Here is a 24,368-nt window from a genome sequence, read left to right on the forward strand (position 1 = left end):
GGCGGCCTTGCCGCTGCGCATTCAAAGCAAGGGTTGAGCCATGAGCGAGCGGTATTTTGACGAGCTTGAGGTCCGTGATCCTGACGAGCGCGAGGCGGATCTGTTTCAGCGCCTGCCCGACCAGATCGCAAGGGCGGTGGAGTTCGCCGCCGGCTGGGCCGGTCATCTCGGCAAGATCGAGCCGGGCGCGGTGCGCGACCGGGCGGCGCTGGCGCGCCTTCCGGTGCTGCACAAGTCCGAGCTGATGAGCGCACAGAGGGATGAGCCGCCCTTCGGCGGTTTCGCCGCCGGCAAAGTGTCGCAGATGAACCGCATCTTCATGTCGCCCGGACCGATCTGGGAGCCGCAGGGCGAGGGCGCCGACCCGTGGAACGCGGGGCGGGCGTTTCATGCCGCCGGCTTCAGGCCGGGCGACATCGTCCACAACGCGCTGTCCTATCACCTGACACCGGGCGGGTTCATCCTCGACCACGGCGCCCGCGCGGCAGGCTGCGCGGTGTTTCCCGCCGGCGTCGGGAACACGGAAATGCAGGTGGAGGCGATCGAGACGCTGAAGCCGACAGGCTACGCGGGAACGCCGGACTACCTCAAGGTGTTGCTCGACAAGGCGCAGGAACTCGGCCGCGACGCCTCCTCCCTTCGCAAGGCGCTGGTCTCGGGCGGTGCATTGTTTCCAAGCCTCAGGGCGGAATACGCGGCGCGCGGGGTCAAGGTTCTGCAGGCCTATGCGACCGCGGACCTGGGCGTCATCGCCTATGAGAGCGCGGCGGACGAGGGCATGATCGTCAACGAAGGGGTGATCGTGGAAATCGTGCGTCCGGGCACGGATACGCCGGTGCCCGTTGGCGAGGTCGGCGAACTCGTCGTCACCAACTTCAGCCGCAGCTACCCGCTGATCCGCTTCGGCACCGGCGATCTTTCGGCCGTGCTGCCGGGCCGCTCGTCCTGCGGGCGCACCAACATGCGCCTCAAGGGCTGGATGGGGCGGGCCGACCAGCGCACCAAGATCAAGGGCATGTTCGTCGACCCGCAGCAGGTCGCCCAGATCCTGCTGCGCCATCCGGAGGTGGCGCGGGCTCGGCTGATCGTCGAGCGCCGGCAGGAGCAGGACGTGATGCGGCTTGCCTATGAAACCGATGCCCGGGCGGAGGGGCTCGACGACGCGCTGAAGGCGACCATGCGCGAGATCACCAAGCTGTCCGGCTCGGTCGAGCGGATCGCGCCGGGTGAGCTTCCCAACGACGGCAAGGTGATTTCCGACGAGCGTTCCTACGACGCCTGAGGCACTGGCGTGCGCCTGCCTGTGAATGCGCGTGTCGCCAGGTGTTGCGACACCCACCGGTTTCGTCCTATGCAGGAAGTGCGCGATACCGGCGCGGGGAAATTGCAGGCGCAGCTCCATGACCACGCTCGACAGCCCGGAGAACGAGGCCTTCATCCTTCTGGTTGAGGACGATCCGGATGATGTGCGCCTTATCGAGATGGCGCTCAAGGCCTCATCGGTGCCGGTGAGGATCAACACCGTCGAGGATGGCGCGGATGCTCTGGCGTTTCTGGACGCGCAGGGCGACGCTCTTCCCGATCTCGTGCTTCTCGACCTCAATTTGCCGGTGATGAGCGGAACGGAGTTTCTCGGCAAGCTTCGGGCCCACACAAACCTCAGCGCCCTTCCTGTCTGCGTGTTCACGACCGCCGACGATGCGGTGACGATACGCCGTGCCTACGCGGCCGGCGCCAATGCCGTGGTCACCAAGGCCGACAGCCTTGCCGGCATGAGCGAGGTGCTCAACACCATCGTCGAGTTCTGGTTCAAGGTGGCCGAGCGCTACCGGCACGTGTGATCGTGCCTGCTTCGGCCTGGACCTCCTACAGATAGAAGATATCGTCCTCGGCGGTCGCATCCGGCTCCGCTGCGCGCGGCGGCTCTTCCTCGACCGGCTTGGCCGTGCCCTTCGGCACGCGGAGCTTCGCCCTGGCCGGCGCGGCGCCAAGCACCGCTTCCACATGCGACTTCAGGCTCTTCAGCGAGAAGGGCTTGGCCAGCACGGAATGCGCGTCGAGATCCGCGGCAAGCTTGAGAAGCTCCAGGTCGACATCGGCGCAGGAAACGATCACCGGAGTCACCGCCAGGCGCAGACGCTCGTCCGCCCTGAGACGCTTGAGGAAGCGCATGCCCTCCAGGCGCGGCTGCCGCCACTCGAGCAGCACCAGATCAAAGCCCTGGGCTTCAAGAAGGCGCTCGCCAGCCTTGACGCCGGCTGCCTCCTCGACGTGCCCGAAGCCGAGACGCTCGAGCATTTCGCGGATGAGACGGCGCGCCGGAGCGCTTTCCTCGATGAGAAGGATCCTGTGTTTCCGCAAGGTTCCACCAAACTACGTAAATGCATTCACCGCCGGATATACGCCCCGGCCGACTCAAAAAAACACGCGCCGCGCGCCAGGCAACAAATAGTCTTTCCGGCTAAATTCCGGGTTAAGGGCGTGATGCAAATTACATCGTAATTAATGCCAATATTTTTGGCTGCGTCATTGCGCCGCGTGTCGAGGCGATCCTGTCGGCCCGGCCTTGCGTATGAAAAGTTCAGCAAGACCATGTGGACGCAGAGGTGCGTCTGCCTTAAGTGCGGCGAGACGACGGCGTCGGCGTTTTCGAGCCGCAAGCGACCAGGAGCGACACGGAAGATCATGAACGCGGACAGCACTACCCAGGCCGGGACCGAAACTGGAGACGACACGAGGGCGCGCGAGATGGGCCGGATCAGGCTTCCCGCCGCGCATCCGCCGGTCAAGGCCGGTCGCATCGGTGTGCTTCTCGTCAATCTCGGCACGCCGGACGGCACCGATTTCCGCTCCATGCGCCGCTACCTTCAGGAGTTCCTCACCGACAAGCGCGTGATCGAATGGCCCAAGGCGCTCTGGTATCCGATCCTCTACGGCATCGTGCTCAACACCCGCCCGAAGAAGTCGGGCAAGGCGTATGAGGAAATCTGGAACAAGGAACTCGACGAATCGCCGCTGCGCACGATCACGCGCGCCCAGTCCGACAAGCTCGCCGCCGAGCTTGCCGGCGTGGACGACCGGATCGTCGTCGACTGGGCGATGCGGTACGGCAATCCGTCGATTGCCTCGCGGCTCGAGCATCTGCGCGAACAGGGCTGCGACCGCATTCTGGCGTTCCCGCTCTACCCGCAGTATTCCGCCTCGACCACGGCCACCGTCAACGACGTGATCTTCAAGGAGCTGCTCAAGCTGCGCTGGCAGCCGGCATTGAGGACCGTGCCGCCCTATCATGACGACCCGGCCTATGTGGATGCGCTGGCCGAGTCGATCGAGACGCATCTCGCCGGCCTCGATTTCGAGCCTGAGGTGGTGATCACCTCCTATCACGGCATTCCGCAGTCCTATTTCAAACGGGGCGATCCCTATCACTGCCATTGCCAGAAGACGACGCGGCTGCTGCGCGAGCGGCTCGGCTGGAGCGAGGAGCGGCTGAAGCTCACATTCCAGAGCCGGTTCGGCCCGGAGGAGTGGCTCCAGCCCTATACGGATAAGACAGTCGAGGCGCTGGCGAAAGCGGGCACGAAGCGCGTTGCCGTGCTCAATCCGGGTTTCGTCGCCGACTGCCTGGAAACGCTCGAGGAAATTGCCGGCGAGGTTGGCGAGATCTTCCACGAGAATGGTGGTGAGCATTTTGCCCATATTCCCTGCCTGAACGACAGCGATCCGGGCATGCGCGTAATCCGTTCTGTCGTGTTGCGCGAGCTTTCCGGCTGGATCTGAGGTCAGGAGCGGACGCCGACCCTTCTCGGGGTCGGTCCGCGCGGGCTTGCAGTTCGCGCGTGAGCGCGTACATCATGCCCCGCGCGCACCCTTGCGCGCCAGCCACGCGCGGGGCCGAGCCGCGTTCTGGAGGATCGCGGAATGCCTGAAGGACTGATCGGACCGGATCTGGTCGTCGTCGGCCTGTTCGTGCTGGCCGTCATTGTCGTCATCGCCGGCATCAAGACGGTGCCGCAGGGCTACAACCTGACGGTCGAACGTTTCGGCCGGTACCGCAAGACGCTGCAGCCGGGCCTCAACTTCATCATTCCCTTCGTCGACCGTGTCGGCCGCAAGATCAACATGATGGAGCAGGTGCTCGACGTTCCCTCGCAGGAGGTGATCACCCGCGACAACGCGTCGATCACGGCCGATGGCGTCACCTTCTATCAGGTGCTCGACGCGGCCCGCGCCGCCTATGAGGTCTCGGGGCTGGAGAATGCGATCCTCAACCTGACCATGACAAACATCCGCTCCGTCATGGGCTCGATGGACCTCGACGAGCTGCTTTCCAACCGCGACGAGATCAACCTGCGCCTGCTCAAGGTCGTCGACGCGGCGGCCAGCCCCTGGGGCGTGAAGATGACCCGCATCGAGATCAAGGATATCAACCCGCCCGTCGACCTCGTCGACGCGATGGGCCGGCAGATGAAGGCGGAGCGCGAGAAGCGGGCTTCGATCCTCGAGGCGGAAGGCAAGCGCCAGTCGGAGATCCTGCAGGCGGAAGGCGAGAAGCAGTCGCTTATCCTGCAGGCCGAGGGACGGCGCGAGGCGGCATTCCGCGATGCCGAGGCGCGCGAGCGTTCGGCCGAGGCCGAGGCCAAGGCGACCCAGCTCGTCAGCGAGGCCATCGCCGGCGGCGACGTGCAGGCGATCAACTATTTCGTTGCCAACAAATACGTGGAGGCGCTCGGCCAGTTTGCACGCTCGCCGAACCAGAAGCTGCTGATCCTGCCGACGGAAACCACCGCCATCCTGGGATCGCTCAGCGGTATCGCCGAGATCGCCCGCGACGCGTTCGGATCCGACGACAAGCCGCGCCGCAGAGGTGGCGTGCCGACAGCCGGTGCCCGCCCGACCGACCGCGGCGAGGGTTGAGCGATGGTGCTGCAGCGGCTGGTGTCCGAGCTTGGCCCCTGGCTCTGGTGGATCATAGGGCTGGTTTTGCTCGGTCTTGAGGTGCTGGCGCCGGGCACCTTCTTCCTGTGGTTCGGATTGTCGGCGCTGGTCGTGGGAACGCTGGCGATCTTCGTCGACGTCGGCTGGCAGGCGGAAGTCCTGCTTTTTGCGGGGCTGTCGCTGGCAAGCCTGCTCGCCGGCCGCGCGTTGCTGCGCCGCTACCCGGACGAGGGCGGAGAGCCGCATCTCAATCGGCGCGGAAGCCGGTTCGTCGGGCAGACCTACGTCCTGCGCGAGCCGATCCTCGATGGCAGCGGCCGCATCGCCATAGACGACACGGTCTGGCGCGTGCGCGGCCCGGACGCACCGGCGGGAACGCGGGTGCGGGTGCTCGCGCTCGACGGCTCGACGCTGCTGATCGAGCACGCGGACTGAGAAGAGGTCGGCGGCTTACGGTGTGTGCCCGAGCGGCAGCGGCGGGTCTTCCTTCATCAGCAGGATGCCGATCCGCCGGTTGGCGGCCAGATAGGGGTCGTTGGGAAACAGCGGCTCGGTGTCGGCCTTGCCGACCACGCCGTAGAACCGGTCGGAGGGAATGCCGTAGTCGGAGAGGATCTGGCGCGCGGCGTTCGCCCTGTCGGCGGACAGTTCCCAATTGGTGTAGCCGGGATTTGTGGTCAGGCCGCCGGAGGTCGTATGGCCCGTGATCTGGATGCGGTTCGGCATCTGCGCGATCACCGGCGCCATGCGGGCGAGCAGCCGGCGGGTCACCTCATAGGGATACTTTGATCCTTCCGGGAACATGGACCGGCCGTCCTGGTCGACGAGGGTGATGTTGAGCCCCTCGTCGCTTTCCTCGAGAATGATGTTCGAGGAGATTTCGGTGATGTCGGGCATTTCCTGCCAGGCCTGACGCAGCGATGCAGCCGCCGTGGCGAACTGGCGGGGCTTCTCGATGTCCGTTTCCCGGGCATCGTGGGTGTCGGCCTCCGGTCCCTGCTTGCGCCGCTCTTCGTGCATCTCGGAGGCGAAGTCCGAATCGAAGTCGTCGGGAACCTGTGACACGTCCTTCATGTACTCGCGTACCGGAATGCCTTCGATTTCCATGATGCCGTTGCGCCGTGAGCTTTCCTTGATGCCGAAGGCCTCGCGCATCGAACCGGCGACGATCTGGAGCTTCTGCTTGTCCTGGATCGAAAAGGAAATGATGAGCACGAAGAAGCACACCAGAAGCGACATCAGGTCGGCGAAGGTGACGAGCCACTCCGGGGCGCCGCCACCGCCTTGCTGCTTTTTCTTGGCCATCGGTCAGCGTGTCCTTTCCGGCCGTCAGGCCGCCTCGGCGAAGTCGGCGCGGATCTTTTCGGGCAGGTAGGCGATCAGCATGTCGCGGATCAGCGCCGGGCTCTTGTTCTGGCGGATCTGCATGACACCGTCGATGACCAGGGTCTGGTTGACCTCCTCGGTGTCGAACTTGGAGTCGAGCTTGTCGACGATCGGCAGGCAGACGACGTTGGAAATCAGAGCGCCGTAGAGTGTCGTCAGCAGCGCGATGGCCATGGAGGGGCCGATGGTCGAGGGATCGTCCATCGTCGCCAACATCTGCACCAGGCCGACCAGCGTCCCGATCATGCCGAAGGCGGGAGCGGAATCGCCGAGCGCCTTGAAGACCTTCTTGCCCTCGCCGAGCCGATCAAGGAACAGATCGCGCTCGCGTTCCATCGTTTCCTTGATGAAATCCATCTCGTAGCCGTCGGCGATGTACTGGACGCCCTTGGCCAGCGTTGCGTCGCTGACCTCGACGCTTTCCAGACCAAGCGGACCGGACTTGCGCACGGTGTCGGCGAGGCGCGTGATTTCCTCGATGAGGTCGCGCGGGCTGGTCTTCTTATGGGTGAAAGCGACCTTGCTGCCGACGATGAAGGCGCTGCCGATGCCGGAAAGTGGAAAGCGCACCAGCGTTGCCGCGAGGCCGCCACCCACCACGATGAGGACGGATGGGATGTCGATGAACTGCGAGATTGTGCCGCCAAGCAAGATGGCGATCAACACGACCACGAAGGCCGCAACGATACCGATGATCGAACCTAGATCCATGACCCTACAGTGCTCCGGGGCGATGAAACCCGTCTGTGCGAATGGAGCAATCTTAGGGTGGGGGTCGCTAATCAATCCCTAAGCGCGTAGCGTCAACGGTGCTGACGTCGCGAAATGCACACGCTCAGCCCGCGGATTCTCGATCATGGTAAACGAAAGGCTTCCGGAGGAACCCCTGATCGCAGGGGTCAGGCGACGCCGTGGCGAAGCAGGTCGTGCAGGTGGATGATGCCGACCGGGCGGGCGCCATCGACCACGAAAACGGCCGTGATCGAGACGCGGTTGATGAATTCCATCGCCGAGGCCACAAGCATGTCGGGCGGGATGGTCTTCGGATTCCGCGTCATGACCTGGCTCGTGGTCTTGTCGAGGAAGTCGTTGCTCAGGTGGCGACGCAGGTCGCCGTCGGTGATGATGCCGACAAGGTTTCCGGCCTCGTCGACAATGCCGAGAATGCCGAATCCCTTCTGGGTAATGAGCACGATTGCATCGCGCATCGGCGTGTCGGCGGCGGCGAGCGGCAGACGGTCATCGCGGTGCATGATGTCGCGGGCATGCAGCAGGCTGGCACCAAGGCGGCCGCCGGGATGGTAGATCTTGAAGTCCTGCGCGGTGAAGCCGCGGGCCTCCAGCAAGGCGATGGCGATGGCATCGCCCATGGCCATCTGCAGCACGGTGGATGTGGTCGGGGCAAGTCCGTGCGGGCAGGCTTCCTCGGCCCGGGGCAGGGCGAGGACGATGTCGGCGGCCTTGCCGAGCGCGCTCTGCGGGCGGGAGGTGATGGCGACCAGCGGCACCTTGAAGCGGCGGGTGTAGGCCAGTGTCGCGGCCAGCTCCTGCGTTTCGCCCGACCACGACAGGGCCACCACCACATCCTCGTCGGTGATCATCCCGAGGTCGCCGTGGCTGGCTTCCGTCGCGTGGACGAAGAAGGCCGGCGTGCCGGTGGACGCCAGCGTCGCGGCAATCTTGGCGCCGACGTGTCCGCTCTTGCCGATGCCGGTGATGATGACGCGGCCGCGTGCGCCGGTGATCGTCTCGATGGTCTGGCGGAACGGCTCGGACAGGCCGTTGGCAAGAGCGTCGCGGAGCGCCTCCATGCCACGGATTTCCGTCTCGATGGTACGCAGGGAGGAGGCTCGGGGCTGGGTCGCAGCCGCCGTATCGGACGATTGGAACGAGGAGGTCGCCACAGGCACGCTCATCCTTTTGGTGCGGATGTTTGATGCCCCTCATACGCGCCTTGACCCGGATCGGCAAGCCACAGGCTCTCTCCGGCAACCCTCCGTTAACCTTAACGGACCATTATCACCCCACAAGCGTGGCGTGGTGTGCGCTGGCGACAGATCCCGATATCAGACGGTTTTCACGGCTTCCCAATGGCGCGTTCCGGCTCCCTCCTTCCGATCCTGCTCGCTGCCCTTGTGGCGGCGGAGGCGGCGCATGCTCAGGACGCGGGAACGGTGGACGCGTTTCCCGCCTTCGATGCCGCCGACGTTGCCGCCCCGGGTCTCCAGGACATCGACGCTCAGGAGCAGGCGCCGCTTGACGGCGCCGAGGGCACGACGCCCGGCGCGCTTTCGTCCGACACGGCGACGCGGGGCACGATCGACGGACTGGCGGCGGGGGCGGGCGAGCGCGCCGTGCCGCTGGCACAGACCGGTCGCGTCGGCCCGGTGCAGCCCTACGCGGAGCGCATGCGCGCCATGCGCCGGGTCACGCCACTTGGTGGTGGCGGCAATGCGAACAGCGTCGTCTTCGACGGCGACACCACGCGGGATGCGCCGAACGGCATTCGCGTCGGATCGTTTCTTCTTTATCCCGAACTCTTCACCGGCATGGGCTGGAGCGACAACCGCGCCGGCGATTCAACCGGAAGCGCAGGAACGCTCTACCGGATCGCGCCGTCCGTGCGACTGCAGTCGGACTGGTCGCGCCACAGCCTCGGCGTCAACCTGCGCGGCGGCTACACCGGCTATCCCGACAGCGACCTGCAGGGCGATCCGAACATCACGGCCGACGCGCTGCTTCGCCTCGAGGTCAACGACCGCACGGAAGTCGATGTCGAGGCGAACTACGGGCTGGCGCTCGAGGACCGTGGCACGGCGGAATCGAGCGGTGGCGAGCAGGACATTCACGAGGCCGGGGCGGGGCTTGCGCTGCGCCGGCAGGTCGGGCTGGTCGGCGCCGAGCTGCGCGGACGTGTAGATTCCACCTTCTACTCGGGTACCGGAGGCGTTGCCCCCGACCGCAACCGCGACAACGCGCTGTTGACCGGGACGCTGAGGCTGGAGGCCAACACTGGCGCGGCCGTCGAGCCCTATGCGGAAGCAAGCCTGCTGAGCCGGCGCTATCTCGAACGCTGCACCAACACGGCAACCTGCTACGACCGTAATTCCGCCGGCTACGGGCTGCGCGCGGGCGTCACATTCGAAGCAGGGGACAAGCTGTCCGGCGACGTCTCCGTCGGCTGGCGCAGCGAGACGCCCGACGACAACCGACTACAAGCGCTGGAGGGCATGACCGTCGACGGATCGCTCGTCTGGTCGCCGGCGCGCCTGACCACCGTGACGGGGCTGCTGAACACCACGCTGTCGCCCTCGGACCTGGCCGGCACGCCGGGCTCGGTCACCTATTCCGGCGACCTGCGGATCGCCCAGGGCTTCTCGGACGCTTTGACCGGAGAAGTCGGTGTCGGGTATTCATGGACGGATTACACGGGCATCGCGCTGACCGAGCAGGAAGCGCGGGCGACATCGGCGCTGACCTATGCGCTGACGTCCAATGTCGCGCTGCAGGGCCGCTATACATTCCGGCGGTTCTCCTCGACGACGCAGGGCGCGGGCTACAGCGCGAGCGAGATCGAGGCGGGACTGAGGTTCCGCCGCTGACGGGGATTACGGGCCGCCTTGCCGAAAAGGCCCGACACTTCAATCCGGGGCGCCTGGGGGGGCGTGAACGCGAGCCGGCCGCAGGGGCGGCGGGACCTCGCAGGGGGATGATCAGGAGTATGCATGTTCGTTTCGCCGCGTGATGCCATGACCAAGACCGGCCGTTCGATGGGGAAGCTGGTCCGGGCAGGGGCCGGCATGGCCGTGCTCGCCCTGTCGGCTTTCGTTTCCCTCGCTTCGGTGCAGCCGGCTGCCGCCGATGCCGCCTTCGACCGCTGGGTCCGCGATTTCTGGCCGCAGGCGCGCGCCGCAGGTGTCAGCAACGACACCTATCGTCGGGCCTTCGCCAATGTGACCCCGGATCCCGATACGATTCGTTTGATGAACAAGCAGTCCGAGTTCGTCAAACCGATCTGGGACTATCTCGACAGCGCCGTTTCCGACACGCGGATCGCGACCGGGCGCGAGATGCTTGTGACCTACGCCCGCGAGCTTGCGGTCATCGAGCAGCGCTACGGCGTCCAGAAGGAAGTCGTGCTGGCGATCTGGGGCATGGAAACCAACTACGGCAGCTTCCGTGGCGAGCACTATGTGGTGCGCGCGCTGGCGACGCTTGCCTATGCCGCGCCGCGCCGCCGCGAGTTCTGGAACAAGGAACTGGTGACCGCGCTCAAGATCATCCAGGACGGGCATGTGCGCCCCGAGAACATGGAAGGATCCTGGGCCGGTGCGATGGGGCACACCCAGTTCATGCCGTCGAGCTGGAAGAGCTATGCGGCCGACTATGACGGCGACGGTCGCAACGACATCTGGACCAACGTGCCGGACGCGCTCGCCTCGACGGCAAATTACCTGAAGCGCCATGGCTGGCAGTCGGGCAAGACCTGGGGCTACGAGGTGGTGCTGCCGCGCGGCTTCAACTATGCGCTCGCCGATACCGAAAAGACGCTCGGATCCTGGGCGAACCTGGGGATCCGGCGTCCGAACGGCCGTTCCTTCCCGCGCCCCTCGGACGATGCCGAGCTGGTGCTGCCGGCCGGCGCGTCGGGGCCTGCGTTTCTGATGCTGCGGAACTTCTTCGTCATCAAGCGCTACAACAATGCCACCGCCTATGCGCTCGCCGTTGGCCATCTCGCCGACCGGGTGCGCGGCGGCGGCGATTTCGCCCAGCCCTGGCGCCGTGACGCGCTGCCGTTGTCGCGCAGCCAGACGGAAGAGCTTCAGACCCTGCTGAACCGTCGCGGCTTCAATGTCGGCTCGGCGGACGGCAAGGTCGGTCCGGCAACGCGCCGGGGCATCCGTTCGTTCCAGCACGCGGCGGGACTGATCCCGGACGGCTATGCGTCCGAGGCGCTGCTCGCGCGGGTGCGGGCGGGAAGCTGAGGCGAGGGACGCGGGCTTGGACCAGGGTCCGCGTTTCCGCTATTGTCGCGCCATGAGACGGTTGAAGATGCCCTCCCTCGCATCCATCGCGGATGCGCCCCTGCGTCGGAGCGTTCTCCGGGCGCTCGCTGGCGTTGTGGCGCTTGCCTTCGTGTTCGCCGGCCTCGCGTCGGTGTCGGGCGAGGCGCTGGCCCAGAACGGCCGGCCCATCGTCGGGCAGAACGACAGCCGCGGCGGCGGGTTCCATCCGCTTTCGCCGCTGTTGCGTCTCTTTGGCGTCGAGCGCCGCAGCCGCCCGCGCTTGAAGGAGCAGAAGCCGGAACGTCCCGCCCGCAGCACAATTCGCGAACCGGCCAAGCCGGTCATCGTCCAGGTGCCAAAGGAAGCGGATGCGCGCGTTGTTCTGGTCGTCGGGGATGGCCTTGCAAACGAACTCGCCGAGGGGCTCGAGGCGACCTACTCGGAAATCCCCTCGGTCAAGGTGGACAAGCTGATCTTCTCGGGATCCGGGCTCACCCGGCCGGGGACGGTGGATCCCGCCGACCGGCTTCGGGCCGTGCTCCAGGGGCGCAAGGTCGCCGTGGTGGTGGTGCTGATCGGCGCGGAGGACACGCGCGACATCGAACAGGGCGGGTCGGCCGCCGCCTTTCGCAGCGATGCCTGGGATGCCCTCTACGCCCGGCGGATCGACCAGCTCGTCGCCGCGGCGCGCAGCCTTCGCACGCCGCTTGTCTGGGTGGGGCTGCCACCTCCCTCGGGGCAGGCGAAGCGGGCCAATTTCGGTCACATCAACACGGTCTCCAAGGCGCGGGCGGAGGCCAACAACGCCATCTATGTGGATGTCTGGGACGTGTTCCTCGACGAGAACGGTGGCTATACGTCTTTCGGTCCTGACGTTGAGGGCAAGCGCCGGCGCCTGCGCGACGGCGACGGGATCGGCTTCACCTGGCCCGGTCGGCGCAAGCTTGCCTTCTTCGCCGAGCGCGCGGTTGCGCGCATCCTCGGCTCTTCCGGTGCCTATGCCTTCGAGGGGGTGGAAGACGACCCCAATTTCATCGTCCTGACCGGGCGGCTCGGAGCGCCGGAGACGGAGCTTGCCGGCGGCGAGAACGCCCGCAACGAGCCGGTGGCGGAGACGCCGCAATATGATCTGATCGTGCAGGGCGTCGCGCTGCCTTTCGCGGAAGGGCGGGTCGATGACTTTCGCAGCGACAAGAAGCAACTCCGGTAAAACCGCTCCCATCAGGGGTATTGCCTAGTTTTCTCTTTCTTCATGTTTCTCGATCACGGTCAGGCACAAGGCTTTTCCAGGGTTGAGAGAATGAAGACGCGACATTCCGTAATTCCGTCCCTGACCGTTCTTGGGCGATTCATGCTCCTGGTCGGCTCCGCGGCAATGATCATGCTCGCGGGAACGGGCTATTCCTTCTATGTTTTCCGCCATTCCGTCGTCACCGCGCTGACCGATCCCGAGCAGGCCAAGGTGCTGTTGGGCGCGGGCGCTGGCGCGGGACTCGACGCGCTCATTCTCGGCCGGATGGTGGAGATCGCCATCGTTTGCACGCCGGTCGGCATCGCCTTTCTTGCGCTTGCCTTGTGGCTTGCCCTCGGTGTTCGCAAGCCGCTGAAGGAGCTCCAGGGCGGCCTGGATGCTCTCTCGCAGGGCGATTTCGAGATCTCCATCGCTGGCGCTGAGCGCGGCGACGAGATCGGCGCGATTGCCCGTTCCGTTGCTGAATTCCGTGGCAAGCTCGCCGAAAAGGCCGAGCAGGACGCCCGGCGGACACTTCAAGAGCAAGAGCGCCGGGCGATCGAGCGCGGCGAGACGCTGCGCAAGGTGGCCTCGGACTTCGAGGGGACGGTCGTCGGCGTCGTCGAACGCCTCGGCGAGGCGGCTCGCTCCGTCGGCACGATCTCGCAGCATCTCGACGGAGCCGTCGACGATGCGGCCAGCGCGGTCGAGGCGGCCTCGGATTCCTCCCAGCAGGCGTCGAGTTCGGTCGAAACGGCTGCCGAGGCGGCGGAGGAGATGACCCAGTCGATCCTCTCGATCGGGCGCGAGATGGAGCAGGCCGCCGAAATGGCGCGTGTCGCCGTCGACGAGGCCCGCTCCACGGACACCATCGTCGGCCGCCTCGCAGACAGCGGCCGGGCCATCGGCGAAATCATCGACCTGATCAAGCAGATCGCGGACCAGACCAACCTGCTTGCCCTCAACGCGACCATCGAGGCGGCGCGGGCCGGCGAGATGGGGCGCGGCTTCGCGGTTGTCGCCAACGAGGTGAAGACCCTGGCAGGGCAGACCTCGCGCGCGACGGAGGACATTTCCCTGCAGGTGGAAGAGGTGCAGCAGGTGTCCGAGCAGGCGGTCTCGGCGATCCGCTCCATCGCCGGCACCGTGGAGCGCATCCACGTCATCTCCAGCACCATTCTCGATGCGGTGCAAAAGCAGATGGCTGCGACCGGAGAAATCACCCAGAGCGTCGACTTCGCCACCCAGAACACCCAGTCGGTCGCTGCCAACATGGATGCGCTGACGCGGGCCAGTTCCTCCACGCGCACGGCGACGGACGAGATCCGCACGGCAACGAGCGAGCTTGCCGATCTTTCGGGAAGCCTGCAGAGCCAGGTGGGCGGCTTCCTCAACAGCATCAGGGCGAGCTACGACGACAAGGCGGCCTGAGAAGCGCCGACAGTTTCACTGGTCGACTATGAAAAACGGCGCCGAGGGGCGCCGTTTTTGTAGTTTGAGGCAGGTGTCCGTCCCGCTCGCGGGCGCTGTCTTCAGCGCGGCAGGTTGGATGCGCCGGTCAGGTGCAGGTCGATGGCGCGGGCCGCCTGACGGCCTTCGCGGATCGCCCAGACGACGAGCGACTGGCCGCGACGCACGTCGCCGGCGGCGAACACACCGTCGATGCTGGTCTTGTAGTCGGTCGTGTCGGCCTTGATGTTGCCGCGCCCGTCCCGATCGATCTCGCCTTCGAGCTCCTTGAGATAGGTGCCCTCGAGCGGACCGGCGAAGCCGATGGCGATCAGCACCAGCTCGGCGCGCAGGATGAACTCCGAACCCTCGATCGGGCGGCGCTTCTCGTCCACGCGGGCGCATTTCACGCCGATGACGTGGCCGTCCTCGCCGACGATTTCGAGCGTCGCTGCTGCGAACTCGCGCTCGGCGCCCTCGGCCTGCGAGGAGGACGTGCGCATCTTCGTCGGCCAGTACGGCCAGACGTTGAGCTTGTCTTCCTTCTCAGGCGGGCGCTGGCGGATGTCGAGCTGGGTGACGGACAGCGCGCCCTGGCGGAACGACGTGCCGACGCAGTCGGACGCGGTGTCGCCGCCGCCGATGACGACGATGTGCTTGCCGCCGGCCCAGAAAGGCTGCTCGGCCGAGACGTCCTCGCCACCGACGCGGCGGTTCTGCTGGACGAGGAACGGCATGGCGTACATGCAGCCGGCAAGGTCCTGACCGGGAAGCTCGGGATCACGCGGGCGCTCGGCACCGGCGGTGATGAGCACGGCGTCGTGGCGCTGGCGAAGCTCGTCCACCGTGATGTTGACGCCAACATCGGCGCCATAGTGGAAGACGACGCCCTCGCCCTCCATCTGCGCGACGCGGCGGTCGATGTAGTGCTTTTCCATCTTGAAGTCGGGAATGCCGTAGCGCATCAGGCCGCCCGCCCGCACGTCACGCTCGTAGACGTGAACCGTGTGGCCGGCGCGGGCCAGCTGCTGGGCGGCCGCCATGCCTGCGGGGCCAGACCCGACGATGGCGACCGTCTTGCCGGTGCGGAACGGCGCCGGCTCGGGCTTGATCCAGCCTTCGCTCCACGCCTTGTCGGCAATGGCCTGTTCCACCGTCTTGATGGCGACCGGCACATCCTCAAGGTTCAGCGTGCAGGCTTCCTCGCACGGCGCGGGGCAGATGCGCCCCGTGAACTCGGGAAAGTTGTTGGTCGAGTGCAGGTTGCGCGCCGCCTCTTCCCAGTCGCCGTTGTAGACCAGGTCGTTCCAGTCCGGGATCTGGTTGTTGACCGGACAGCCGACAGGGCCATGGCAATAGGGAACGCCGCAGTCCATGCAGCGCGCTGCCTGACGCCCGACATCCTTGTCCTCGAGCGGCAGCGTGAATTCCTTGAAGTGGCGAATGCGGTCGGAGGCCGGCTGGTACTTCTGCTCCTGCCGGTCGATCTCCAGGAAACCGGTGACTTTTCCCATATCGTCGTCTCCCTTACTCGGCCGCCACCAGGCCGAGCCGCTTTTCTTCCATTTCCCTGAGGGCGCGGCGGTACTCGACCGGCATCACCTTCACGAATTTCGGACGGAACTCGTCCCACTTGTCGAGGATCTCCTGAGCCCAGGCGGATCCGGTGTGGGCGATGTGGCTGGCAATGATCTGGCGCAGACGTTCGTCATCGTGGCGGGTCATGTCGGCCGAAAGGTCGACGCGCCCCTTGTGCTCGATGTCGCCGCCGTGGTGGTGCAGCTTCTCCAGGAGGTCGTCCTCCTCCGGAACTGGCTCGATGTCGACCATGGCGAGGTTGCAGCGCGAGCGGAACGAGCCGTCCTCGTCGAGCACATAGGCCACGCCGCCCGACATGCCCGCGGCGAAGTTGCGCCCGGTCCAGCCGAGCACGACGACGACGCCGCCGGTCATGTACTCGCAACCGTGGTCGCCCACGCCCTCGACCACCGCGATGGCGCCCGAGTTGCGCACGGCGAAACGCTCGCCGGCGATGCCGCGGATGTAGCACTCGCCCTCGGTCGCACCGTAGAGCACGGTGTTGCCGGCGATGATCGAGTAATCCGGGTCTGCCGAGCTCTTCGGGTTCGGCCGGATGACCAGCTTGCCGCCGGCGAGCCCCTTGCCGACATAGTCGTTGGCGTCGCCCTCGAGCGTCATCGTGATGCCGCGCGTGAGGAAGGCGCCGAAGGCCTGGCCGGCGGTGCCGGTGAGGCGGATGTCGATGGTGCCCGCCTTCAGGCCCTTGTGGCCGAAGCGGCTGGCCACCGCGCCCGACAGCATGGCGCCGGCGGAGCGGTCGACGTTCTGGATGGTTTCCTCGATGACGACGGGTTCGCGGCGCTCGAGCGCCGGCTCGGCGGCGGCGATAAGCCGACGGTCGAGAATGTCGTCGATCGGGTGAACCTGGCGCTTGGTCCAGCGCTTCTCCTCGGCCGGGGCGTCCGGCACGTGGAAGATGCGCGAGAAGTCGAGACCCTTCGCCTTCCAGTGCTCGATCAAGGGCGAGCGGTCGAGCAGGTCGGCGCGTCCGACAAGCTCGTCGAAGCGGGAGATGCCCATGGCCGCCATCATCTCGCGAACTTCCTCGGCGACGAAGAAGAAGTAGTTGACCACATGCTCGGGGGCACCCTTGAAGCGCTTGCGCAGCACCGGATCCTGGGTGGCGATGCCGACCGGGCAGGTGTTCAGGTGACACTTGCGCATCATGATACAGCCGGCGGCGATCAGCGGCGCGGTGGAGAAGCCGAACTCGTCGGCTCCCAGGAGCGCACCGACGATCACGTCGCGGCCGGTCTTCAGGCCGCCGTCGACCTGCAGGGCGATGCGCGAGCGCAACCCGTTCAGCACCAGCGTCTGCTGGGTCTCGGCGAGGCCGAGTTCCCAGGGGCTGCCGGCGTGCTTGATCGAGGTCAGCGGCGAGGCGCCGGTGCCGCCGTCATAGCCGGAAATGGTGATGTGGTCGGCACGCGCCTTGGCAACGCCGGCGGCAACCGTGCCCACACCCACCTCAGACACCAGCTTGACCGAGATATCGGCGGCCGGGTTGACGTTCTTGAGGTCGTAGATGAGCTGCGCCAGATCCTCGATCGAGTAGATGTCGTGGTGCGGCGGCGGCGAGATCAGGCCGACGCCCTGTGTCGAGTGGCGCACCTTGGCAATGACCGCGTCGACCTTGTGGCCGGGCAACTGTCCACCCTCGCCGGGCTTGGCGCCCTGCGCGACCTTGATCTGGATCATGTCGGCGTTGACCAGGTAGTCGGTGGTCACGCCGAACCGGCCGGAGGCGACCTGCTTGATCGCCGAGCGCATCGGGTTCCGGGAACCGTCGGGGAGCGGATTGTAGCGCTCCGGCTCCTCGCCGCCCTCACCGGTGTTCGACTTGCCACCGATCTGGTTCATCGCAACCGCGAGCGTCGAATGCGCCTCGCGCGAGATCGAGCCGAAGGACATGGCGCCGGTGGAGAAGCGCTTGACGATCTCCGCTGCCGGCTCGACCTCGTCGAGGGGGATCGGCTTGCGTCCGTCCTCGTCCGCCGACTTGATGTGGAACAGGCCACGGATGGTGAAGCGGCCGTTCTCCTCATTGGTCTCGCGGGCGAACTGGCGGTACATCTCCGGCAGGTTGCCGCGCACGGCATGCTGGAGCGAGGCAATGCCGTCCGGCGTCCACATGTGGTTCTCGCCGCGCACGCGGTAGGCGTAATCGCCGCCGACCTCGAGCGAGCGGCGCAGCACCGGAACGTCCGCGAAGGCGGTCCGGTGGCGGTTGGTCGTCTCCTCGGCGACCTCGGCAAGGCCGATGCCCTCGATGATCGTCGCCGTGCCGAAGAAATACTCCTCGACAAAGCTGCTGGAGAGGCCGACCGCGTCGAAGATCTGCGCGCCGCAATAGGACTGGTAGGTGGAGATGCCCATCTTGGACATCACCTTGAGGATGCCCTTGTCGATCGACTTGATGTAGCGATAGACGACCTCGTCGGCGTCGACCTCCTCGGGGAAGTCGAGCTCGGCGTGAAGCTGCAACAGCGTCTCGAACGCCAGATAGGGGTTGATCGCCTCCGCGCCATAGCCGGCCAGCACGCAGAAGTGATGCACCTCGCGGGCCTCGCCCGTCTCCACCACGAGACCGACGGAGGTCCGCAGACCCTTGCGAATCAGGTGGTGGTGCACGGCGGCGGTCGCCAGCAGCGCCGGGATCGGAATGCGGGCGCGGCTGAGCAGGCGGTCGGACAGGATGATGATGTTGTAGCCGTTGACGACAGCCCGTTCGGCGCTGGCGCAAAGGTTGTCGAGAGCCTCGCGCATGCCATCGGCGCCACGTGCGACGTCATAGGTGATGTCGAGCGTCTTGGCCGAGAACTGGTTGTCGGCGATGTCGCCGATGGTGCGGATCTTCTCCAGGTCGTCGTTGGTCAGGATCGGCTGGCGAACCTCCAGGCGCTTCGACGTGGCGAGACCCTTGAGATCGAACAGGTTCGGCCGCGGCCCGATGAAGGACACCAGGCTCATCACCAGCTCCTCGCGGATCGGGTCGATCGGCGGGTTGGTGACCTGTGCGAAGTTCTGCTTGAAATAGGTGTAGAGCAGCTTCGGCTTGTCGGAGAGCGCGGAGATCGGCGTGTCCGTGCCCATCGAGCCGATGGCTTCCTGACCGACGGTGGCCATCGGCTGCATCAGCAGCTTGATGTCCTCCTGGGTGTAGCCGAAGGCCTGCTGGCGATCGAGCAGCGTCTCGGCGGCGACCGGCGCGCGCCCGCGGACCGCCGGCATTTCCTCCAGCACGATCTGGGTGCGGTGGAGCCAGTCCTTGTAGGGGTTGGCCGTCGACAGCTGACGCTTGATCTCGTCATCCGAGATGATGCGGCCTTCCTCGAGATCGATGAGGAGCATCTTGCCCGGCTGCAGGCGCCACTTGCGGATGATGCGTTCCTCCGGCACCGGAAGCACGCCGACCTCGGACGACATGATGACCATGTCCTCGTCGGTGACGATGTAGCGGGCCGGGCGCAGACCATTGCGGTCGAGCGTTGCGCCGATCTGGCGACCGTCGGTGAAGGCGGCGGCGGCCGGCCCGTCCCAGGGCTCCATCAGGGCGGCGTGATACTCGTAGAAGGCACGCAGGTTGTCGTCCATCAGCGGGTTGCCGGCCCAGGCTTCCGGGATCAGCATCATCGCCGAATGGGCGAGCGAGTAGCCGCCCTGGACGAGGAACTCCAGTGCGTTGTCGAAACAGGCGGTGTCGGACTGCCCCTCGTAGGAGATCGGCCAGAGCTTGGAGATGTCATCGCCGAAATGCGGCGATGAGACGCTCGCCTGACGCGCCGCCATCCAGTTGACGTTGCCGCGCAGCGTGTTGATCTCGCCGTTATGGGCGACCATCCGGTAGGGGTGCGCGAGCTCCCAGGACGGGAAGGTGTTGGTCGAAAACCGCTGGTGCACCAGCGCCAGCGCCGACGTGAAGCGCTCGTCCTTCAGGTCCTTGTAATAGGCACCGAGCTGATAGGCGAGGAACATGCCCTTGTAGACGAGCGTGCGGCTCGAGATGGAGACGATGTAGAAGCCCGCGCCACGCGCCTGGGTCTGCGAGCGCACCGCATTGGAGATGACCTTGCGCAGGACAAAGAGGCGACGCTCGAAGTCGTCCTGGGTCTGGCAGCCACGGCAGCCAATGAACACCTGGCGGGAGACCGGCTCGGTCGCTGCGATGTCGGGCGCCTTGGACAGCGAGGAATTGTCGACCGGCACGTCGCGCCAGCCGAGGAACTCCTGTCCCTCTTCGCCGATGACGCGCTCGATGATCTCCTCGCACTGGCGACGCAGCTCCGCGTCCTGCGGCAGGAAGATGAAGCCGACGCCGTAGTTGCCGGGCGCGGGCAGGGAGACGCCGAGTGCTGCGGCCTCCTCGGCAAGAAATGCGTGCGGGATCTGCACCAGCATGCCGGCGCCGTCGCCCATCAGCGGGTCCGCACCGACCGCGCCGCGGTGGGTGAGGTTTTCCAGGATCTGGAGACCGTCGCAAATGATGCGATGCGATGCCTTGCCCTTCAAGTGGGCGACGAAGCCGACGCCACAGGCGTCGTGCTCGCGGTCGGCACGGTAGAGGCCCTCGCGGCCCGCAGTCTCTCGTGCGTCGCGTTTCGCCGTGGAAAGGGTCGCGTTTGCCGTCGTCGCGGCGGCATGGTCCCGGGCCTCGATGGTCACGTCGGTCCTTTTCATGTCAACCCTCTCCTTGTCGTCGGTCAGCGGTGCGTCCTTCTCCGTTCGGGTCGCGCGAGATTGTGCGCGGCTCGTGCGGCGAACAGGCGAATGCCCCGACGCTGACCCTATTGAAGCGGTCCGGCCCCCGGCCTGTTTGCCGGTGCGGGAACGGTCCCGCGGGCGTCGCGCCTCGTTATACCCCCTGACCGGCGTGTCGCGCCGGTCTATCCGGACCCCCCGGATCCGCATGACTTGACGTCCCATCCACCGTGCCGTCCTGCCGGACAGCGCCACGCATGCTGCGCGACGCCTTCCTTTTAGCACAGACGCCCGCATGGCATGACCGGCCGGGAGTGGCCGTTTTCATGACACGCGCATGACGGTCACCAACGTCTTCCTAGCGGAGGCGAAGGGCTTCGTCACGCGGCCGCGCATTCGCGCGGATGGGGTCATTGTCTCGATAGGACAGTATGGCTGTCCTATCGAGCGGAGGCGAACAATGCCAGATTTCCGCATGGGGGGCAAGCGGCATAATCGCCCGTTCCGACCTGTTTCTTTCGAAAAGTTCGGAGAATTTGTCACAATCGGCAAGTCCGGCCGTGCCTTCGGCAATTTTCTGTCCGCGTGGGGTGCGGGAAAATTGCAGGCTTGCAAGCGGGCGATGGCTGGTCCTAGATCGCCAACATGATCTTTGCAAGCGACAACTGGGCAGGCGCCTCGCAGCCGGTGATGGATGCGTTGACCCTGCACAACGACGGATCCGCGCCCGCATACGGTCGCGATCCGCTCACCGAGCGCGTCCGCACGCGCTTCCGCGATTTCTTCGAACGCGACGTTGATGTCTACTTCACGGCGACGGGAACGGCGGCGAACGCGCTGTCGATGGCCGCCTGCGCCAGACCCGGCGGGCTGGTCCTCACCAGCGAGCTGGCGCACGTCTATTGCGACGAGTGGGGCGCGGCCGAGTTCTACACTCACGGCATGAAGATGGTGCCGGTGGAGACCGTCACCGGCAAGGTCACCTTGTCCGGCGTGGAAAAAGTGCTTGTCCAGAATCCGGACAGCAGCCGCTTCGGCCGGCCCACGGCATTGAGCCTCACGCAGGCGAGTGAATGCGGAACGGTCTATAGGCCGGAGGAGATCGTCGAGCTGACCCGCATGGCGCGGCGGCGGGGGCTTGTCTGTCACATGGACGGCGCGCGCTTCGCCAATGCGGTTGCCCATCTTGGCGTCAGCCCGGCCGAGATCACCTGGAAGGCGGGGATCGATATCCTCTCCTTCGGCGGCACCAAGAACGGCTGCTGGTGCGCCGAGGCAATCGTCGTCTTCAATCCCGACAGCGTTCGCGACATCGCCACTCACAGGGCACGCGCCGGGCATCTCTTCTCGAAGTCGCGCTTCGTGGCGGCGCAGTTCGACGCCTATCTCTCCGGCGATCACTGGCTCGGCCTCGCGCGTCATGCCAATGCCGCCGCCCGACGTCTTGCCGAGGGCATCTGCGCCCATCCGGGGACCCGCCTTGCCTGGGCTGCGGAGGCGAACGAAGTCTTTCCCGTCCTGTCCTTCGAGCAGATCGAGCGGCTTCGCGAGGGCGGTGCGGAGTTCTATGAATGGTCCCGCGAGGGATGCGGCGACAAGGAAGCGGTGGTGCGGCTGGTCACGAGCTTCCGGACCACGGATGCCGAGGTGGACGGGTTCCTCGCGCTGCTGTGAGGCGCGTTTCGGAAATCAAACGAAGAAACGCCGGCCGGGGATCCCGGTCGGCGTTTCTTTTGGCCCAAGAGACTCTGGCGTCATTCGCCCTGGGAGGGGGGAGGCGAACGATGCGCTGTCGTCGGGCTGTGGGTGTTTGACGGCAAGCCGTCAGGTCAGTTGACCGCACCTTCGATCTGGCGTGCCGTGTCGGCTCCGCCGCCGATCTCGATACGGCGCGGCTTCATCGCCTCCGGGATCTCGCGGGAGAGATCGATGTGCAGGAGGCCGTTCTCAAGGCTCGCACCCTTGACCTCGACGAAGTCGGCGAGCTGGAAGCGGCGTTCGAAGGCACGTGCGGCGATGCCGCGGTAGAGCACTTCACCAGCCTCATTCTCCGAAGAGCGATCACCCTTGACGGAGAGAACATGCTCCTTCGCCTCGATGGTGAGGTCGCCCTCGCCGAAGCCGGCTACCGCCATCGTGATTCGATAGGTGTTCTCGCCGGTGCGCTCGATGTTGTAGGGCGGGTAGCTCGGCGTGTCCTGGGCGGAGTTGTCGAGCATGGAGAAAAGGCGGTCGAAGCCCACGGTGGAACGGTAAAGCGGGCTGAAATCCATATGACGCATCGTTTTGTCCTCTCATTGAGCAACAGGTGATGTTCGACCTTTCCGCGTTCGCCGCCACCTTGGGCCGGCATGTCGGGATCGGTCCTGCGCGGGCCCTTCAGTGGCGCCCGCGTTGAATTAGGTGGGGGTCTGTTCCGGCTCTTTCAAGAGGGGGTTGGTGCCGCCAGATGACAGCCGAAAGGACGCGAGAGCGGGCGCGCTGCGCAGTGCCTCGAGCGGGTTTTTCAAATGAACGGAAACTGAACGGCGGCTTCCGCTCCCGTTCAGCGGCAAGGAGGCATTGTCACTCCATCAACACGGCGCACCAGCGCCTCAATCCGGAGAGAAGACAATGCTGAAGACCCTTCTTGCCACCGCCGTCGTCGGTCTCGCCCTTGCCGCCCCAACCGCCCAGGCCCTCGAGGCACGCCCGCTCGCTGCGCCCGCCGTGGCCACCGCCGGAGCCTCCGTCGAGCTTCAGCTCGTCGGCAATCGCGGCAACTGGGGGCGGGATCGGGGCCACCGCTGGGGACGCCATCAGCGGCTCGATGTGCGCCAGGTCGTCAACCGGCTGCACCGCCACGGCTACACCCGCGTGAGGGCCGTGCAGCCGCGTGGCAATGTTTTCGTGGCGAAGGCCTTTTCCCGTCGCGGCGGCATGCAGCGCCTCGTCGTCGATGCCTACTCGGGTGATATCGTCGGGCGCACCGCCATTCGTCCGCGCCGCGGCTGGTAACGGCGCGAGCGCATCTCCAGGATGAGGGCCGCCGGTGTTGAGCCGGCGGTCTTGCTCCTGTATGACGAGCCTTGTGGAAATGGCGCGCGATGTCGCGCATCCGTCGCAGGGGATGCATGGTGGTTCGAACGGAACTTTTCGATCATCCCGGCAATCCCGTGCCAGAAGGTGCTGTCTGCGCCATCGTCGAAACACCGGATCGGGTGCGCCTGCGCACAGCCCGGTGGATGCCGACGGCAAGCCCCTTGCGCGGCACCGTCACCCTGATCCAGGGGCGGGCGGAATTCATCGAAAAATACTTCGAGACCATCGCCGACCTGCGTGCCCGGGGATTTGCCGTCGTCACCTTCGACTGGCGTGGGCAGGGCGGGTCCGAGCGAAAGCTGCGAAACCGCCGGCGCGGCCATGTGCGCGATTTTTCCGAATATGTCCGGGATCTGGAGACTGTGGTTTCCGGGGTGACGCTTGCCCATATGCCGGGACCGCATTACGCGCTCGCCCACTCGACCGGCGGGCTGGTGCTGATGCTGGCGGCATCACGCATGCGCACCCGGTTCGAGCGCGCCGTGCTGACGTCCCCGTTGATCGGGCTCGGCAAGGTCGGCGTGTCCCAGCGGGTGGTTTGTCCGCTGGCGAATTTTCTGGCGCGGATCGGGTTTTCCAGGGCCTTTGTGCCGGGCGGAAAGCCGAAGATCGTCTTTCCGTTCGAGACCAATCCCCTCACGTCCGACGAGAGGCGCTTCCGGCGTGGCGAGGCGGTGCTAAGGGGGGCTGACGATCTGGAGATCGGTGCCCCGACAATCGGCTGGCTGGCGGCGGCCTGCCGTGCCATGCGGCGCCTGTTCGATCCGTCCTTCGGTCCGGCGATGACCTTGCCGACGCTGATCGTTTGCGCCGGGCAGGATGCAATCGTGTCGGCCCGCGCGGCGGAGGCCTTCGTCCGCCAGACCCGTGTCACCAGCTTTCTGGAGATCGCCGGCGCGCGGCACGAACTGCTGATGGAGGACGACCTCTACCGCGACCAGTTTCTCGCCGCCTTCGATGCCTTTGTCGCCGAGGGTGCGCTTCTGTCCGCTTAGGGG

The 24,368-nt window shown here is 66.0% G+C and carries 20 protein-coding genes; 13 read left to right on the forward strand and 7 right to left on the reverse strand.

Annotation, left to right across the window (positions count from 1 at the left end; translation table 11 throughout):
- Positions 1–40 precede the first annotated feature (40 nt).
- Both ACN0WF_RS11395 and ACN0WF_RS11400 read left to right on the forward strand, forming a co-directional pair.
- Positions 41–1,282 carry a phenylacetate--CoA ligase family protein gene (locus tag ACN0WF_RS11395; protein ID WP_417772943.1) on the forward strand — a complete coding sequence of 414 codons (1,242 nt, stop codon included), beginning with the start codon at positions 41–43 and terminating at the stop codon, positions 1,280–1,282.
- Between the two features lie 118 nt (positions 1,283–1,400).
- Entirely contained in the window at positions 1,401–1,841 is a 441-nt protein-coding gene (locus tag ACN0WF_RS11400; RefSeq protein WP_417772944.1) for a response regulator, read from the forward strand.
- A gap of 25 nt (positions 1,842–1,866) precedes the next feature.
- Here ACN0WF_RS11400 and ACN0WF_RS11405 read toward each other — a convergent pair whose 3' ends face one another.
- Entirely contained in the window at positions 1,867–2,361 is a 495-nt protein-coding gene (locus ACN0WF_RS11405) for a response regulator (RefSeq protein ID WP_417772945.1), read from the reverse strand.
- A 387-nt stretch (positions 2,362–2,748) separates the two neighbouring features.
- Between ACN0WF_RS11405 and hemH the strand changes: the two genes are divergently transcribed.
- The 3 genes from hemH to ACN0WF_RS11420 all read left to right on the forward strand — a co-directional run bounded on the left by hemH (position 2,749) and on the right by ACN0WF_RS11420 (position 5,373).
- Positions 2,749–3,780 carry a ferrochelatase gene (hemH, locus tag ACN0WF_RS11410; RefSeq protein ID WP_417773124.1) on the forward strand — a complete coding sequence of 344 codons (1,032 nt, stop codon included), beginning with the start codon at positions 2,749–2,751 and terminating at the stop codon, positions 3,778–3,780.
- Positions 3,781–3,921: 141 nt separating this feature from the next.
- Positions 3,922–4,917: an SPFH domain-containing protein gene (locus tag ACN0WF_RS11415; protein WP_417772946.1), complete on the forward strand. Its 996-nt coding sequence runs from the start codon at positions 3,922–3,924 to the stop codon at positions 4,915–4,917.
- 3 nt (positions 4,918–4,920) lie between these two features.
- Positions 4,921–5,373, forward strand: a complete 453-nt coding sequence (locus ACN0WF_RS11420; RefSeq protein WP_417772947.1) for an NfeD family protein — start codon at positions 4,921–4,923, stop codon at positions 5,371–5,373.
- Positions 5,374–5,388: 15 nt separating this feature from the next.
- Here ACN0WF_RS11420 and ACN0WF_RS11425 read toward each other — a convergent pair whose 3' ends face one another.
- The 3 genes from ACN0WF_RS11425 to ACN0WF_RS11435 all read right to left on the reverse strand — a co-directional run bounded on the left by ACN0WF_RS11425 (position 5,389) and on the right by ACN0WF_RS11435 (position 8,240).
- Complete coding sequence (locus ACN0WF_RS11425; RefSeq protein ID WP_417772948.1) at positions 5,389–6,243, reverse strand: OmpA/MotB family protein; 855 nt, start codon at positions 6,241–6,243, stop codon at positions 5,389–5,391.
- Between the two features lie 24 nt (positions 6,244–6,267).
- Positions 6,268–7,035, reverse strand: a complete 768-nt coding sequence (locus tag ACN0WF_RS11430) for a motility protein A (RefSeq protein WP_417772949.1) — start codon at positions 7,033–7,035, stop codon at positions 6,268–6,270.
- Between the two features lie 188 nt (positions 7,036–7,223).
- Complete coding sequence (locus ACN0WF_RS11435; protein WP_417772950.1) at positions 7,224–8,240, reverse strand: KpsF/GutQ family sugar-phosphate isomerase; 1,017 nt, start codon at positions 8,238–8,240, stop codon at positions 7,224–7,226.
- 174 nt (positions 8,241–8,414) lie between these two features.
- Between ACN0WF_RS11435 and ACN0WF_RS11440 the strand changes: the two genes are divergently transcribed.
- The 4 genes from ACN0WF_RS11440 to ACN0WF_RS11455 all read left to right on the forward strand — a co-directional run bounded on the left by ACN0WF_RS11440 (position 8,415) and on the right by ACN0WF_RS11455 (position 13,992).
- Positions 8,415–9,926 (forward strand): outer membrane beta-barrel protein, encoded by a 1,512-nt coding sequence (locus tag ACN0WF_RS11440; RefSeq protein WP_417772951.1) that lies wholly within the window; start codon positions 8,415–8,417, stop codon positions 9,924–9,926.
- A 123-nt stretch (positions 9,927–10,049) separates the two neighbouring features.
- A complete protein-coding gene (locus tag ACN0WF_RS11445) occupies positions 10,050–11,309 on the forward strand; it encodes a lytic murein transglycosylase (protein ID WP_417772952.1) in 1,260 nt (419 codons plus the stop codon).
- A 67-nt stretch (positions 11,310–11,376) separates the two neighbouring features.
- Positions 11,377–12,540, forward strand: a complete 1,164-nt coding sequence (locus ACN0WF_RS11450; protein ID WP_417772953.1) for a GDSL-type esterase/lipase family protein — start codon at positions 11,377–11,379, stop codon at positions 12,538–12,540.
- Positions 12,541–12,681: 141 nt separating this feature from the next.
- On the forward strand, positions 12,682–13,992 hold the full coding sequence (locus tag ACN0WF_RS11455) for a methyl-accepting chemotaxis protein (protein ID WP_417772954.1): 1,311 nt from the start codon (positions 12,682–12,684) through the stop codon (positions 13,990–13,992).
- Positions 13,993–14,093: 101 nt separating this feature from the next.
- Here the strand turns inward: ACN0WF_RS11455 and ACN0WF_RS11460 are convergent, their stop codons facing one another.
- The gene (locus ACN0WF_RS11460) at positions 14,094–15,524 is read right to left on the reverse strand and encodes a glutamate synthase subunit beta (protein WP_417772955.1); all 1,431 of its coding nucleotides are present in this window, start codon (positions 15,522–15,524) and stop codon (positions 14,094–14,096) included.
- Between the two features lie 13 nt (positions 15,525–15,537).
- Positions 15,538–20,268: a glutamate synthase large subunit gene (gene gltB / locus ACN0WF_RS11465; RefSeq protein WP_417772956.1), complete on the reverse strand. Its 4,731-nt coding sequence runs from the start codon at positions 20,266–20,268 to the stop codon at positions 15,538–15,540.
- A 358-nt stretch (positions 20,269–20,626) separates the two neighbouring features.
- Here gltB and ACN0WF_RS11470 point away from each other — a divergent pair, with 358 nt between their 5' ends.
- A complete protein-coding gene (locus ACN0WF_RS11470; RefSeq protein WP_417772957.1) occupies positions 20,627–20,938 on the forward strand; it encodes a hypothetical protein in 312 nt (103 codons plus the stop codon).
- Positions 20,935–21,963, forward strand: coding sequence for a threonine aldolase family protein (locus ACN0WF_RS11475; RefSeq protein WP_417772958.1), 1,029 nt, complete (start codon positions 20,935–20,937; stop codon positions 21,961–21,963). The genes ACN0WF_RS11470 and ACN0WF_RS11475 overlap by 4 nt, the downstream gene beginning before the upstream one ends.
- Before the next feature lie 155 nt (positions 21,964–22,118).
- On the opposite strand, the gene ACN0WF_RS11480 is transcribed toward ACN0WF_RS11475, so the two are convergent.
- Entirely contained in the window at positions 22,119–22,571 is a 453-nt protein-coding gene (locus tag ACN0WF_RS11480; RefSeq protein WP_417772959.1) for an Hsp20 family protein, read from the reverse strand.
- 331 nt (positions 22,572–22,902) lie between these two features.
- Here ACN0WF_RS11480 and ACN0WF_RS11485 point away from each other — a divergent pair, with 331 nt between their 5' ends.
- Both ACN0WF_RS11485 and ACN0WF_RS11490 read left to right on the forward strand, forming a co-directional pair.
- A complete protein-coding gene (locus tag ACN0WF_RS11485) occupies positions 22,903–23,286 on the forward strand; it encodes a hypothetical protein (protein WP_417772960.1) in 384 nt (127 codons plus the stop codon).
- 116 nt (positions 23,287–23,402) lie between these two features.
- A complete protein-coding gene (locus ACN0WF_RS11490; protein WP_417772961.1) occupies positions 23,403–24,365 on the forward strand; it encodes an alpha/beta fold hydrolase in 963 nt (320 codons plus the stop codon).
- Positions 24,366–24,368 lie beyond the last annotated feature (3 nt).

It is taken from the genome of Stappia sp. (assembly GCF_048268045.1).
Taxonomy (GTDB): Bacteria; Pseudomonadota; Alphaproteobacteria; order Rhizobiales; family Stappiaceae; genus Stappia.

Bases quoted from the DNA above. Each gene is read 5' to 3' on its own strand.
- ACN0WF_RS11395 (WP_417772943.1), top strand. From the start codon at position 41: ATGAGCGAGCGGTATTTTGACGAGCTTGAGGTCCGTGATCCTGACGAG.
- ACN0WF_RS11400 (WP_417772944.1), top strand. From the start codon at position 1,401: ATGACCACGCTCGACAGCCCGGAGAACGAGGCCTTCATCCTTCTGGTT.
- hemH (WP_417773124.1), top strand. From the start codon at position 2,749: ATGGGCCGGATCAGGCTTCCCGCCGCGCATCCGCCGGTCAAGGCCGGT.
- ACN0WF_RS11415 (WP_417772946.1), top strand. From the start codon at position 3,922: ATGCCTGAAGGACTGATCGGACCGGATCTGGTCGTCGTCGGCCTGTTC.
- ACN0WF_RS11420 (WP_417772947.1), top strand. From the start codon at position 4,921: ATGGTGCTGCAGCGGCTGGTGTCCGAGCTTGGCCCCTGGCTCTGGTGG.
- ACN0WF_RS11425 (WP_417772948.1), bottom strand. From the start codon at position 6,243: ATGGCCAAGAAAAAGCAGCAAGGCGGTGGCGGCGCCCCGGAGTGGCTC.
- ACN0WF_RS11430 (WP_417772949.1), bottom strand. From the start codon at position 7,035: ATGGATCTAGGTTCGATCATCGGTATCGTTGCGGCCTTCGTGGTCGTG.
- ACN0WF_RS11435 (WP_417772950.1), bottom strand. From the start codon at position 8,240: ATGAGCGTGCCTGTGGCGACCTCCTCGTTCCAATCGTCCGATACGGCG.
- ACN0WF_RS11440 (WP_417772951.1), top strand. From the start codon at position 8,415: ATGGCGCGTTCCGGCTCCCTCCTTCCGATCCTGCTCGCTGCCCTTGTG.
- ACN0WF_RS11445 (WP_417772952.1), top strand. From the start codon at position 10,050: ATGTTCGTTTCGCCGCGTGATGCCATGACCAAGACCGGCCGTTCGATG.
- ACN0WF_RS11450 (WP_417772953.1), top strand. From the start codon at position 11,377: ATGCCCTCCCTCGCATCCATCGCGGATGCGCCCCTGCGTCGGAGCGTT.
- ACN0WF_RS11455 (WP_417772954.1), top strand. From the start codon at position 12,682: ATGCTCCTGGTCGGCTCCGCGGCAATGATCATGCTCGCGGGAACGGGC.
- ACN0WF_RS11460 (WP_417772955.1), bottom strand. From the start codon at position 15,524: ATGGGAAAAGTCACCGGTTTCCTGGAGATCGACCGGCAGGAGCAGAAG.
- gltB (WP_417772956.1), bottom strand. From the start codon at position 20,268: ATGAAAAGGACCGACGTGACCATCGAGGCCCGGGACCATGCCGCCGCG.
- ACN0WF_RS11470 (WP_417772957.1), top strand. From the start codon at position 20,627: ATGACGGTCACCAACGTCTTCCTAGCGGAGGCGAAGGGCTTCGTCACG.
- ACN0WF_RS11475 (WP_417772958.1), top strand. From the start codon at position 20,935: ATGATCTTTGCAAGCGACAACTGGGCAGGCGCCTCGCAGCCGGTGATG.
- ACN0WF_RS11480 (WP_417772959.1), bottom strand. From the start codon at position 22,571: ATGCGTCATATGGATTTCAGCCCGCTTTACCGTTCCACCGTGGGCTTC.
- ACN0WF_RS11485 (WP_417772960.1), top strand. From the start codon at position 22,903: ATGCTGAAGACCCTTCTTGCCACCGCCGTCGTCGGTCTCGCCCTTGCC.
- ACN0WF_RS11490 (WP_417772961.1), top strand. From the start codon at position 23,403: ATGGTGGTTCGAACGGAACTTTTCGATCATCCCGGCAATCCCGTGCCA.